This is a genomic window from Streptomyces sp. NBC_00414 (assembly GCF_036038375.1).
Lineage (GTDB): Bacteria > Actinomycetota > Actinomycetes > Streptomycetales > Streptomycetaceae > Streptomyces.
Genome location: NZ_CP107935.1, coordinates 10,283,073 through 10,296,769, shown reverse-complemented (window position 1 = coordinate 10,296,769; position 13,697 = coordinate 10,283,073). Strand labels below are relative to the sequence as shown.

Genomic DNA, 13,697 nt, shown 5'->3' with positions numbered 1-13,697 from the left:
GGTGGTGATGGCCCGGCCATCAAAGCTGAGGGTCGCGGTCAGCGATCCCGGGCAGTGGCTCAGCGAGCGTGAGCGTGCACAGTTGCTGGCTCCGAAACTGCGCGCTCTGGCGGACGAGACGCGGTTGACGCTGATTCTGCTGATCGCGCAACGCCCGCGCACGGTGAAGGAGTTGCAGGAGGCCACCGGGCTGAGCCAGACGCTGGTCAGCCATCACCTGGCGCCACTGCGCGAGCAGGAGCTGGTGGAGGCGATCCCGCAGGGGCGCAGCAACCAGTACGTGATGTGCTGCTCGGCGCTGGCGGAGCCGCTGCGTATGTTCGCGAGCTTGGCGGCTCTGGATCCTGAGACGGTGGCGGCATGTTTGGAGCCTTCAGCCCCGGCCGCCGCTTCAGAGGGCTGACCTTCCCCTGCACGCCGGGTCCTGCCTCCGCCCTTCGGGTGGAGGCAGGACCCTTTTTGGGCGGCCGCGTTCGCGGTCAAGCGCGAGCCCGACGACGGCCGTCGCCCACTACCGGCCGACGCCTTCCTCGCATTTGATGCTCAGCTCCAACTTGGTGCGGGCCCGCGAGGAGGCTTGTAGAGCACTGGTCGGCCGGTGTGTGTCACGCAAAACGCGGTCGCCTACGGGGCGGTCCAGTCTCCCGAAGCGGGGCGGTCAGCAGGGGACCTTCAAGGACGTCCCTGTCAAGAATCAGACCCAGCCGCTCAGCTAGCACCAGCGTAGGCGCCGACATCCCCAATGTGTCTGGGCCTGCCCCGGACAGCTTTCCGCGAACCAGGTCTGCAAAAACGAAGGGACCTTCACCGTGGAATTCTGAAGGACGGTGTGGTTCGAAAAGTTAGAGCCTTCGGCAGTCCTGCATGCGCTCGAAAGACCTCATCCCGTCACCACCCTTGAACAGGCCAATGGTTTCACTTTCTCGGGAAAGTGAAATTCGTACGTCTTTTGTAATTCCCAGCAGCTTCCTGTCCTCGTAGCAGAATGTCCAGTCGCCCAAGACTCCTACCCTGAGGAGCACTTCCACTTCTCGCCTGGGAAACTGAGCCAATGATTCCCTGCACGTCATGACCGTAGCGGATTCTACGTCCGCCCCATACGCCCCCAGTACGCTTTCTGTGGATTTCGACCGCGCAAACACCAGACTGAAGCTAGGGAATTTCGGATCGTTCACCCAGTGCCATACATCGGAAGGCAGCACTTGCGTCTACTCCAAGATTTCGAGCGCAGATAGGGGACGCTTCAACGAGCGTCCCCAACCTGCTGGTTTCCTACTCTGTGACGGTCCCCGTGTAGGCGTCAAAGTCCGACTTCGAACGTTTATGAGCCCCCGTCACCACACTGACGGGGGCTCAAAAACCTGTCTGCTCGATGCAGCGATCAGCTGCCCTGCAGGTCCTGCTGGAAGCGGTCGCGGATGGCTTCCGGGGTGAGGGCATTGGTTGCCCGCGGTGGGATCGCGCCCGTGCGCGGCAGGGTTCGCACGCTGATCAGGTGCGGTCCGGAGGCGGCCTTGGCGCTCAGGACCGCGTTGCGCAGGGCGTCTTCGTTGTCGCAGCCCTCCGCGGTGCGGTAGCCGGCTGCCAGTGCCGCGGCCGGGAACGAGGTGCTGCCCGAGGTGGTCGACTGGCCGCCGGTGGACTCGTGGATCTGGTTGTCGAGGATCACGTGGATCAGGTTGGCGGGTGCCTCGTGTCCGATCATCGACAGGGCGCCGAGGTGCATCAGCGCGGCGCCGTCGCCGTCCAGGACGACGACGGTGCGTTCGGGGTGGGCCAGCGCGACGCCCAGGCCGAGCGACGAGGCGTGGCCCATGGAGCCCTGCATGTAGAAGTTTCCGGGGCGGTCGGCGACGGCGAAGACATCGCGGCCGGTGAAGCCGGTGGTGGCGATGACGGATGCGTCGGGGCAGGTGTCGGTCACCACGCGGATCGCGGTGCTGCTGGCCAGGCCCGTGGGCGTCTCGGTCTCCTGGGCAGCTGCCTTGCCGATGGCTCCGCGCTCGACGAGGACGAACGGAGCCCGCCGGTCGGCCAGGTCCTTGTCCGCGGCATCGAGGATCTCGGTGAACCGCTCGATGCCGTCCGCGGCGTGCAGCGTGTAGTGCGGGCTGCCGACGCTGTCGAGGATGCCGTGCGTCGACGGGCCCATCACGGCGTGCTGCGGCTCGTCGCCGGCCGGGTCGGGCCAGCCGCGCAGGCTGGCGAAGGTGAGGATGGGCAGTCGGTAGGTCATCACCAGTGAGGTGAGCGGGTTGATGAGGTTGCCCAGTCCGGAGTTCTGCAGCATGACGTAAGCGCGCTGCCCGCCCAGGGCGGCTCCTGCCGCGACCGCCAGGGCGTTGCCCTCGTTGGGGGCGGGGACGTAGCGGCCGGGCTGGGTGCTGAGGTGGGCGATGGGGCCGCCGAAGTGGGAGCAGGGCACACCGCTGGCGGTGGTGAAGCCTCGGTCGGCGAGGATGTCGCAGAAGTCTTCAGCGGAGATCATGGGCGGGGCAGCTCCGTTTCCGTGGCGGGTGTCGCGGCGGTCTGGGGTGTGGCCGCCGGTTCGTCGGTGGACGCTGCCTGGCGGCTGCGGCGCCTCATCTTGATGCCCTCGATGATGATCGGGATACCGGAGATCAGGACGATGCCGATGACCATGCCTTCGATGTTGTCGCGGACGAAGGCGATCTGGCCGAGGTAGTAGCCGACCAGGGTGAGGCTGACGGACCACAGGACGGCACCGATGACGTTGAACAGGAAGAACGTCCGGTAGGTCATGCGGCCGACGCCTGCGGTGATGGGGATGAAGGTGCGGAACACCGGGATGAAGCGGGCCATCACCAGAGCTTTGGGGCCGTGCTTGAGCATGAATTCCTGCGCGCGTTCGGCGTTCTCCTGCTTGAAGAAGCGGGAGTTGGGCCGCCTGAACAGTGCGGGGCCTATCTTGCGGCCGAAGGCATAGCCGAACTGGTCGCCCAGGACGGCGGCGACGGCGATGGCGAGCATGACCACCCATAGGGGCTGGTGAAGGATCTGGTCGTTGGCGACCAGCAGGCCTGCGGTGAACAGCAGCGAGTCGCCGGGCAGGAAGAAGCAGACGATCAGGCCCGACTCCGCGAAGACGGTGGCCATGATGCCCAGCAGGCCGAAGGTGGAGATGAGTTGTTCGGCATCGAGTAAGGGTGAGGCAGCGAGGTTCAGCATGGCCGGAGGTCCCTGGGTGGTGAGGCGGGAAATGGAAGATCCGGGAGCCGGCCCGTATGGGGGCCGGCTCCCGGAAGCGCGGGCTACTGGGCCCAGTGGGGTCGGTGGTCGATGCGTACGACGGCGCAGGTGATGGAGACTCCGCCGCCGTGGGCGACGATGAGGACGTGGTCGCCCGGCCCGACCTGGCTGGTGGCGACGAGATGGTCGAGGCCGACGATCTGGTCGTTGACCGTCAGGTGGCCGAGGTTGCGGCCGAATTCGAGCAGTCCCAGGTCGGTCGAGAGGCCCATCGGATCGAGGATGACCTTGAGGTAGCTCTCCTGACCGGTGAAGACGTGGGCGACGCGGGCGACGTCCGCCGGTTCGAGGCCGGCTTCGGCCAGGGTGCGCAGGGCTATCTCGGTCCGCAGTTCGCCCTGGCGGCGTACGACCTCTGCGACGGTCTCCTCCAGTCCGCCGGCGGCGGCCAGACGTTCCTTGAAGTCCATGCTGCGTCCCACCGTCAACGACGGGGGGAAGAGCGGCTCGGCGCCCCGGTACTGCTCCTCGACCTCGGCGGTGGAGCCGGTGTTGATGGACAGCAGGCTGGCGAAGCCGTCGGCCTTGGACAGAAGGACGGCGCTGCCGGCGTCGCCCAGTACGCCGTTCTGGATGCCGAAGGCCCACCGGTTGAAGTTCGGGGTGCCGACGTTGTCGGCGCCGGTGAGCAGGGCGGTGCTGCGCTCGGGGACGGCCTGGAGGTAGCAGGCGGCCAGTTCCAGCGAGCCGATCAGGCCGCTGCAGGCCTGCCAGACGCGGAAGGACGGCACGTCGCGGTCGGTGATGTGGCGCAGGATGTAGTGCTGCGGTGACCAGCCCTCGGGGCCCTGCTCGTGCCCGCAGGCGTGGATGTGCATGTCGATGTCGTGCGGGTGGGTCTGGGAGCGTTCCATGGCCTGGCGGGCTGCGGCGACGGCCATGTCGGGTGCGGGCATGTCGTCGGCGACGGCCGCGCCGGTCCAGCCGTACCACTCGTAGTCGTCGGCGTCGTACAGGCCGAGTGCGACGGCCTTTCGGGCGTCGACGATCTCGGGGATGTAGGTGCCGAGACCGGCTATGCGGATGTCTGTGGTCTTCACGGGTGGCTCGATCCTCGTCTGTCGCTCGGTCAGGCCGAGGCGTTGGCTGAGTTGAGTTCGGCGGTCAGCGCCTGGACGACCGTGGTGATCGTGCCGTCCTTCAAGAGCTGCACCATCGGCAGCTTCACCTGGTACTCCCGCTCGATGCGGTTGCGCAGCTCCACCGCCATCAGCGAATCCATACCGAGCCGGTTCAACGGCCGGCTGACGTTGAGTCGCTCCGCTCGCAGCCCCATCACGACCGCCACCGCTTCCTTTACGAAGGCCAGCACCGTGTCGTCGGTGCCGTTGACCGGTGCCGCGTCGTCCTCGACCGGCTGCGCCTGCAGTTCCGGCTTCGGCTGCGGAGCGGCGGTCTTCTCGGGCTGGACCGGGACCGGGGATACGGCTGCCGGTGCGGGCACACGGGGAGCTGCCGGGGCCGCCGCTGCGGGGGTTGCCGGGGCAGGCGCTGTCTCGGGCTGGGAGGCCGAGGGGTTGGCGGAGTTGAGTTCGGCGGCCAGGGCCTGGACGACCGTGGTGATCGTGCCGTCCTTCAACAGCTGCACCATCGGCAGCTTCACCTGATATTCGCGCTGGATGCGGTTGCGCAGCTCCACCGCCATCAGCGAATCCATACCGAGCCGGTTCAACGGTCGGCTGACGTTGAGTCGCTCGGGCTTCAGACCCATCACCACGGCCACTTCCCGCTTGACCGACTCCAGCAGTTCCGTGCTCGACGCGACGGCTTCGGGTGTCTGCGCGGCGTCGGCCGACCGGGGGGCGGGGATGCGGGCCTTCTTCGGCGTCGCGGCGGGTGTGGGCTTCGACGCGGGCTTGCTCGGGGCGGGTGTCTCTACCGCGACGGGTGCGGGCACCGCCGGGGCCGGGGCTGCGATGACCGGTGCCGGGTCGGCCGGGCCGGACGCGGCCGGGCGGCTCGTGGCGGTGAGGTGCTGCAGCAGCGGCGCGGTGGCCGCCGTCGGGTAGGCGCGTGCCCAGGCGGGCCAGTCGGCGCGCAGGACGGCGGTGTGCAGGCGCCCTTCGGCGAGGATGCCGCCCAGGACGGCGAAGCCGTCGTCGGGGCTGAAGGAGGACATGCCCTGGGGCAGGAGGGTGCGGTCTTCCTGCTGTTCCTTGCGGGCCACCATGCCCACGCTGTCCCAGAAGCCCCAGTTGATGACGGTGGCCGGTCGGCCGTGTGCGTTGCGGTGGTGAGCCAGGGCGTCGAGGAAGGCGTTGCCGGCCGCGTAGCCGCCGAGCATGGGCGAGCTGAGGATCGCTGAGCCGGAGGAGAAGAGTACGAACGCGTCGACTTCCTTGTCTTGCAGGAGGCGGTGCAGGTTCCAGGCTCCGGAGACCTTGGCCGCCAGGACCGTGTCGAGGTCGGCGGGGGTCATGTCGCTGAGCGGCGCGTAGTCGATGACGCCTGCCGCGTGGAAGACGCCGCGGACGGGCGGCAGGCCCTGGCGGTGGCGGCCGGTCAGCAACCCCTGCATGGCGTGGTGGTCGGCGACGTCGGCGGCCTCGTACTGCACGCTGACGCCGCGCTCGGCGAGTTCGTCGAGGACGGCGAGCGCAGCAGCGTGCGGGTGGTCGGGGGGCAGCGGGGTTCCGCTGGCGGGCAGGGGGCTGCGGCCGGTGAGCAGGAGGTGGCGGGCGCCCTGGTCGGCGAGCCACAGGGCGAGCCGGCCGCCGATACCGCCTGCTCCCCCGGTCACCAGGTAGGTGCCTTCGCCGTGGATGGCGACGGCCGGTGTACGGGCTGCCGACGGCGCGTTGGCGGCGGTGTGGTGGCTGAACGACAGGACGATCTTGCCGGTGTGGCGGGACTGGGCCATGAGCCGGAACGCGTCAGCGGCCTGGTCGGCGGGGAATTCCGTGTGCGGCAGGGGCTGCAGGTCGCCGCGTTCGACCAGGGCGGCTGCGGCGCGCAGGATGCGTCCGGCACGCTCCGGCGCGTTCTGGATCATGTGGACGACGTCGACGGCGTGGAAGGACAGGTTGCGGGCGAACGCGCCCAGCGGCAGCGGGTTGTCGTCGAGGATGTCGCGCTTGCTCAGTTCGAGGTAGTGCCCGTAGGGCGCCATCAGGGAGAGGTTGGTCGGGATGGCCTCGCCCGCCAGGGTGTTGAGGATGACGTCGAAGCCGTTCTCGCCGGCGGCTGGGCGGAAGGTGTCGGCGAAGTCCAGGCTGCGGGAGTCGGCGACGCGGTCGACGCCGAGCTTGGCGAGGAGTTGGCGCTTGGCGTCGCTTCCGGCGGTGGCGTAGATGCGGGCGCCCTTCCAGCGGGCGACGTTCAGGGCGGCCAGGCCGGTGCCGCCGGTGGCGGAGTGGATGAGGATCTTGTCGCCGCGGTCGATACGGGCGAGGTCGTGCAGCGCGTGGTAGGCGGTCAGGTAGGAGGCGGGCAGCGTCGCGGCCTGCGCTGAGGTGAGGCGGGCCGGCTTGGGAGCGGTCAGGCAGGCACGCGTGACGACTTCGCTGGCCAGGGAGCCGTCGGCGAAGGCGATGACCTCGTCGCCGACGGCGACGTCGGTGACGCGGCTGCCGGTCTCGGTGACGGTGCCCGCGCACTCCCAGCCGAGGGTCGGCGGCTGGTCGTCCTGTCCGGGGTACATGCCCAGGGTCAGCAGGACGTCGCGGTAGTTGACTCCGGCGTGGGCGACCTGGATGCGGACGTCGTCGGGTCCGAGGGGCTGGTGCGCGGCGGGCTGAAGACCAAGGTCGTCCAGGACGCCGGGGGTGGGCAGTGACAGGTTCCGCGGTCCGTCGTCGGCGGCGGGGGCCGGGCGCAGGCGGGCGGCGAGACGCTGGCCGTCGCGCAGTGCCGTCTGGTCTTCCGTGTCGGGATTCTGCAGCAGGTCGGCCAGGGCGGGGATGCTGTCAGGGGACCGGTCGAGGTCGACCAGGCGGGGGCTGAGAGCCGGGGTCTCGGCGGCGAGGGTGCGGCCCAGGCCCCACAGGGGTGCCTGGAAGGGGTTGCGGACCGTGTCGGCGGGGCTGGTGGACTGGGCGAGCTGGGTGATCAGCCAGAGCGGCGGGTGGCCGAGGGAGTGCTTGTCCAGGGCCCTCATCAGGTGCAGGACGCTGTGGCCGGTGAGGAGTTGGGTGCGGCCGATCTCAGTGGCGGTGGCGTCGAGGCCGACCTGCGCGTCGAGCGCCCACAGATGGATGACGCCGCGGCAGGTGCCCTCACGGGCGATGTCGGCCAGGGTGTCGACGTAGTGGTCGGGGTTGGCGGGGTCGAGGCGGTAGCGCTCGCCCGCTCCGGCCATACGGCCGGCCGCTGCGGTGATGGCGATGACGCGCTCGCCGCGCCAGGTCAGTTCACGGATGAGGGCACGGCCGGTGGGGCCGCTGTCGGTCAGCACCAGCCAGAAGCCGTCCGGCTGCCGGGCGATGGCCGAACCCTGATGCGGGGCGGCTTCCCAGGCGAGGGTGTGCAGCCAGGACTCCTGTCCGCCGGAGGCGGGTACGGGCGGGACGGCTTCGGTGGCGGTCACTGTGGTGTCCTCGTGGTGCGGTGTCAGCGGTGCGGGGACGTGGCCGGCCAGGTATTGCAGGCGCAGGCCGCGCATCTGGGCCAGCAGCCGGCCGTCGTCGTCGCGGATGTCGATATCGGCGCTGAAAGAGTCTTCGCGAGGGGCGGGCAGCAGGCGGGCGTGGCTGTGCATGGAGGCGGTCGGCCGGCCGAAGAAGCGGACTTCGTCGATGCCCCCGAGGACGAAGACGCCTTCCTCGCCGGGGGCGGTCAGCGGCCGGGCGGCGGCCATGGAGTGACCGCTGGCGTCGAGAAGGGCGGGGTGGAAGTGGTGCTGCTCCAGGCCCTCGCGCAGCTCGGCGGGGCAGATCAGGTGGGCGAGGACTTCCCCGTCGGTACGCCACAGTTCGGCCACACCCTGGAAGGCGCCGTTCCACTGGTTGCCGCGTTCGGCGTTCCAGGGGTAGAAGTCGGCAGCGTCCTGGTGCTCGCCGCACCGGCCGCGGATGGCGTCCAGGGGTTCGGCTCCGGCCGCGGCCTGCGCGGTGAGGGGGCGGGCGGTGGCCTCCGTGTGCAGCGTCCAGTCGACGCTGTCGGTGTCGGTGTCCCGGCTGTGGATGGAGCAGTGCAGGCTGCCGTCGGCGGCGGGGGTGGCGACGACCCGTACCTGGGGCGGCGGTGCGGACTCTTCCAGGAACAGGGCACGGTGGTAGTGCACGTCGGCCAGTGACAGCGCGCCGTCGCCGAGCACGATGCGCGAGGCTGTGCCGACGAGTTCGAGGTGGGCGGTGCCGGGCAGGATGATCGTGTCCTGGATGCGGTGGTCCCGCAGATAGGCGTTGCGCGTCAGGTCCAGGGGACCCTGCCAGATCCGGGTGGTGCCCTCGCCTGCGAGCTCCGTGCCCAGCAGCGGATGCGATGCGGCGGCAGCGGTCGAAGGGCGCGGAGTCGCCGCGTCAGCCAGGGTAGGAGCGGACGGTTCGGCAGCCTTGGGGGCGGGGTCGAGCCAGTGCCGGGTGCGCTGCCACGGGTAGGTCGGCAGAGCCACGTACGAGCCGGGGCCGATCAGAGCTTCGAAGTCGAGCGGCACGCCCGCGGTGTGCAGGGAGGCGGCGAAGGTGAGCAGGCACCCGCGTTCGTCGTCCTGGCGGCGCAGGCTGCCGACGGCCGTCACTTCCTGGCCGTCCGCGCGTCCGGTCTCTCGGATGCCGTTGACCAGCAGGGGGTGCGGACTGACTTCGATGAATACGGTGTCGCCGAGGGCGAGTTGCCCGCGGATGGCGCCGACGAAGTCGACGGGCTGGCGGATGTTGCGTACCCAGTAGTCGGCGTTCATGGCCGACCCGTCGATGACTTCGTTGAGCAGGGTGGAGTGCAGCGGGATGGTGCCCGGTCCGGGGTTCAGGTGTGCCAGTTCGGCCAGGAGGTCGTCGCGCAGGGCGTCCATCTGCGGGCAGTGGGAGGCGAAGTCCACGTTGACCCGGCGGTTGGCGACCTCACGGGTGTCGAGGTCGGCCAGCACCTTGGCGAGTGCGTCTCCGTCACCGGACAGCAGGGTGGAGGTGGGACTGTTGATCGCCGCGACGGCGACCTTGTCCTCGTACCCGGCCAGCGCGCGGGCGGCTTCCTCGGCGGGCAGTCCGACCCAGGCCATGGTGCCGCGCCCGGAGAGCCTCTTGGCGAGGCGGCTGCGGCGGCAGATGACGGCGGCGGCATCGGTGAGGCTGAGGGATCCGGCGATGTAGGCCGCGGCGGACTCGCCCATGCTGTGGCCGATGACCACGTCGGGCTCGACGCCCCAGGAACGCCACAGCTGGGCGAGGGCGATCTCCATGGCCCACAGGGTGGGCTGGATGACGTCGAGTTCCTTGAAGCGGTCCTCGTCGCCGAAGCGCAGGAGGTCGATGACCGACCAGCCGGTCTCGGTGCGGATGGCGGCGTCGCACTCCCGCATGACGTCGTGGAACACGGGCTCGGTGTTGAGGAGTTGGCGTCCCATGCCGACCCACTGCGAGCCCTGCCCGGGGAAGACGAACGCGATCCTGGGCGGGCTGGTGGGGTCGGTGTAGTCGCTGTAGGACAGGCCGGGTTCGTCCTGCCCGTCGGCGAAGGCGCGCAGGGCGTCGGCTGCTTCGCTGTGGTTGTCGACGGGGACGGCCAGGCGCGCGTCGTGCAGGGTGCGGCGCAGTGCTGCGGAGTGGCTGATGTCGCGCAGGCTCTGGGCGGCTCCGTCGCCGGTCAGGTGGTCCGCCATGCGGCGCGCGGCGTCGACGAGTGCCTCGGGGCTCAGTGCGGACAGGGTCAGCAGCTCGGTGCGAGCCGGTTCCTGGTCCTGCGGGGCTTCGGCCTGGGGTGCGGGGGCTGCTTCGAGGACCAGGTGGGCGTTGGTTCCGGAGAAGCCGAAGCTGCTGACCGCGGCGACGTACGGGCGGCCTCGGTCGGGCAGCGCGGTGGCCTGCGTCGGGATCTGCAGCGGCAGTTCGTCCCAGGCCACGGCCGGGTTGGGGTTGTTCAGATGCAGGTTGGGCGGCACGGTGCCGTTCTCCAGGCACAGGACTGCCTTGATGAGTCCGGCGATGCCTGCGGCGGCCTCGGCGTGACCGATGTTGGTCTTGATGGAGCCGACCAGGCAGCGCTCGTCGCTGGCGCGGGGGCCGATCACGTCGGCGAGGGCCTGCAGCTCTACGGGGTCGCCGACGCTGGTGCCGGTGCCGTGGGCCTCGATGTAGTCGACATCGGCAGGGTCGATGCCGGCGTTGGTGTAGGCGCGTACAAGAACATCGCGCTGGCCTTCGACGGCGGGGGTGACAAGGTAGCCGGAGCTCTGCCCGTCGTTGCCGATGGCGGAGCCGCGGATGACGGCGCGGATGCGGTCGCCGTCGGCGAGGGCGGCCTTCAGCGGCTTGAGGATGACGGCACCGATGCCGTCGCTGCGGACGAATCCGTCACCGGAGGCGTCGCCGAACTTGCAGCGTCCGTCACTGGCGAGCATCCCCGCGCCTGAGTAGACGACGCCTTCTTCGGGCAGCAGGACGATGTTCACGCCGCCTGCGATAGCCAGGTGGCATTCGCCCAGCCGCAGGGCCTGTACCGCGTTGTGTACGGCGACCAGTGCGGAGGAGCAGGCGGTGTCGACGGTGAAGCTGGGCCCGCGCAGGTCGAAGGCGTAGGACAGGCGTCCGGAGGTGATGGCGCGGGAGGCGGCGCCGGTCATCGCGTACAGGTCGAGCTGGTCACGCCGGTCGTACTGCAAGTGCCAGTAGTCGCCGCCGAGTTGACCGACGAAGACGCCCGCGTCGGAGCCGGCGAGGCGGGCGGCGGACTGTCCGGCGTCTTCGAGTGCCTCGTAGGCGGTTTCCAGCAGCAGCCGCTGCTGGGGATCCATGCGGTCGGCCTCGCGGGGAGAGACTCCGAAGAACTCCGCGTCGAAGGCGTCGATGTCGCGCAGCAGGCCGCCCCACCGGCTGACCGTGCGCCCGGGCGTACGGGGAGCGGGGTCGTAGACCGCGTCGATGTCGTAGCGCTCGGAGGGTATTTCGGTGATGGCGTCGCGGCCCTCCAGGAGCATCTTCCACAGTTCCTGAGGGCTGGTGGCGTCGGCGAACCGGCCGGCCATGCCGATGATGGCGATCGGTTCGCAGACAGGGTCTGCGGCAGGTGTGGGGTCGTGCGGCATGGGTGTCCTTCCGGGCATGGCGAAGCCGTTCACTGGAACGCAGCACGTGTGGGACCCATTGCGTGCACGCGGCGAGCGGACGGCAGTGCCGGCTCGGTGGCGGGCGTGCACGCGAATGGTGTTCGAAGGTGGTGGGAGAGTCGGCTCCGTCTACGAGGACGGTGGCACGGCGCATGGCGAGTGCGTCGTGCGGTCGATGAGCCGTGGCGGCTTGTCGGCGAAGCCGCCGGTCTTCCAACGTTGTTGCGGCACAGGGCAGTTGCCCGTTGCCGAACGCCCCCGTTGTTTCGACATGTATCGAGATTGGCTTGTGAAAGCATACTTCGCAACGCGCGACTCGGTGACGCTCGTCACACGCCGTAGATCTCTGGGTTCAGGTTGACATCCGTCGAATCAGGAAAGATCCTGGAGTCTTGATTCGTCATTTGTCTATATAGGCATCGGTGATCAACCGGCCGCGACAGCGGCGAACGGGCCGCCGCCAACGCCACGCACAGACCCTCGACAGGAGTCGATCTCGTTGAGCGAACAGACCACCAGCTCGGGCCCGGGCCAGACCGGTCAGAACGCCGGGGCCGAGACCGGCGGCGCCTGCTGTGCGGGCATCGCCGATCTGCGTCGGCGAGCCGAACAGGCCGCAGCACTCCGCGCCGAGCAGACCGCTTCCGGCGCGGACGGCACCACACCGTCTCCCGCACCCTCCGGCGCCGCGTGATGCCGCCGACCGCCTTAGTCCCCGCGTCTGAAAGGACACGACACCGTGGTTGACCACAGCCTCGACCAGTTCCCCGTCGCCGTGATCGGAGCGGGCCCGATCGGCCTGGCCGCCGCCGCGCACCTGGCCGAACGCAACGTCCCCTTCGTAGTGCTGGAAGCCGGAGACACCGCGGCGGCAGCAGTACGGTCCTGGTCCCACGTCCAGCTGTTCAGCCCCTGGGAATACAACACCGACCCGGCCGCCCGGCGCCTGCTGGCCGAGGCCGGCTGGCAGGAGCCGGACGCCTCGGAGCTGCCTACCGGCGGAGACCTGGTCAAGCAGTACCTGCAGCCACTGGCCGAACTGCCCGCCCTGGCCCCGCACATCCACTACGGCTCGACCGTCACGGCTCTGAGCCGGCTGGGCACCGACCGGCTGCGCACCGCCGGCCGCGAGCAGGCTCCCTTCGTCGTCCGCCTCGCCGACGGCGAGGAACTGCTGGCCCGTACGGTCATCGACGCCTCCGGCACCTGGCGCCAGCCCAACGCCGTCGGCGCCAACGGACTGCCCGCCCACGGCGAGCAGGACGCGGCTGCCTGGATCACCCACGGACTGCCCGACGTGTTCGGCGCGGACCGCGATCAGCACGCCGGGCACCACACCGTCGTCGTCGGCGCCGGGCACTCGGCGGCCAACACCCTGCTGGCTCTGGCCGAGTTGGCGGACGCGGCGCCGGGTACCTCCATCACCTGGGCCATCCGCAGCGCCGATCCGTCCGCCTCGTTCGGCGGCGGCAGCGACGACGAGCTGCCCGCGCGCGGCGCGCTCGGTTCGGGACTGAAGATGCTGGTGGACACCGGCCGCGTCACCCTGGCGGCGAACTTCCGAACCCACAGCATCCGCCGCGCGGGCGACAACCAGGTCGAGCTGGTCTCCACCCAGGGCGGCGAACAGAGCATCACGGCCGACCGGATCGTGGCGGCCACCGGTTTCCGCCCGGACTACGGCATCAGCGACGAACTGCGCCTGGAACTGGACCCGATCATGTCCGCGCCCCGTGCGCTGGCCCCGCTGATCGACCCCAACCAGCACTCCTGCGGCACCGTCACCCCGCACGGCTACCGCGAACTGGCCCACCCCGAGCCGGGCTACTACATCGTCGGCATGAAGAGCTACGGCCGCGCCCCCACCTTCCTCATGCTCACCGGCTACGAGCAGGTGCGTTCCATCGCCGCGGCGCTGGCGGGAGACCTGGAGTCCGCCCAGTCGGTGGAACTGCAGCTGCCGGAGACCGGGGTGTGCTCGGTGACGGCCGGCGGCGAGGCGATCGCCCTGCGGCTGGGCCTGAGTAAGGAAGAGCACGAGCAGCTCCTGCACGTCACCGCCAAGTACCTGGGCACCTCGGCCACCGCGGCGGACGCGGTCCTGTCCGCGGCCACCGAACTCGGCATCGACCACACCGCGGCACTCCAGCTGGCGGCCTACGCCGCCGACCAGTTCGACGCGCCCGGCGCCACCGGCTGCTGACAGCACGCCACGGGGCCGTCTGCT

The 13,697-nt window shown here is 69.9% G+C and carries 7 protein-coding genes; 3 read left to right on the top strand and 4 right to left on the bottom strand.

What is annotated here, in order from left to right:
- Positions 1-7 precede the first annotated feature (7 nt).
- Positions 8-403: an ArsR/SmtB family transcription factor gene (locus OHS59_RS44105; protein ID WP_328498967.1), complete on the top strand. Its 396-nt coding sequence runs from the start codon at positions 8-10 to the stop codon at positions 401-403.
- A gap of 978 nt (positions 404-1,381) precedes the next feature.
- Here OHS59_RS44105 and aepY read toward each other — a convergent pair.
- The 4 genes from aepY to OHS59_RS44085 all read right to left on the bottom strand — a co-directional run bounded on the left by aepY (position 1,382) and on the right by OHS59_RS44085 (position 11,449).
- Positions 1,382-2,488 (bottom strand): phosphonopyruvate decarboxylase, encoded by a 1,107-nt coding sequence (gene aepY, locus OHS59_RS44100; protein WP_328498966.1) that lies wholly within the window; start codon positions 2,486-2,488, stop codon positions 1,382-1,384.
- Positions 2,485-3,189 (bottom strand): DedA family protein, encoded by a 705-nt coding sequence (locus tag OHS59_RS44095; protein WP_328498965.1) that lies wholly within the window; start codon positions 3,187-3,189, stop codon positions 2,485-2,487. Before OHS59_RS44095 ends, aepY begins: the two co-directional genes overlap by 4 nt.
- Positions 3,190-3,272: 83 nt before the next feature.
- A complete protein-coding gene (locus OHS59_RS44090) occupies positions 3,273-4,310 on the bottom strand; it encodes a ketoacyl-ACP synthase III family protein (protein WP_328498964.1) in 1,038 nt (345 codons plus the stop codon).
- A gap of 29 nt (positions 4,311-4,339) precedes the next feature.
- Positions 4,340-11,449, bottom strand: coding sequence for a type I polyketide synthase (locus OHS59_RS44085; protein WP_328498963.1), 7,110 nt, complete (start codon positions 11,447-11,449; stop codon positions 4,340-4,342).
- A 520-nt stretch (positions 11,450-11,969) separates the two neighbouring features.
- On the opposite strand from OHS59_RS44085, the gene OHS59_RS44080 reads away from it, so the two are divergent.
- Together OHS59_RS44080 and OHS59_RS44075 are read left to right on the top strand one after the other, a co-directional pair.
- On the top strand, positions 11,970-12,164 hold the full coding sequence (locus OHS59_RS44080) for a hypothetical protein (protein WP_210884812.1): 195 nt from the start codon (positions 11,970-11,972) through the stop codon (positions 12,162-12,164).
- A 45-nt stretch (positions 12,165-12,209) separates the two neighbouring features.
- Positions 12,210-13,673 carry an NAD(P)-binding domain-containing protein gene (locus OHS59_RS44075; RefSeq protein WP_328498962.1) on the top strand — a complete coding sequence of 488 codons (1,464 nt, stop codon included), beginning with the start codon at positions 12,210-12,212 and terminating at the stop codon, positions 13,671-13,673.
- Positions 13,674-13,697: the final 24 nt, after the last annotated feature.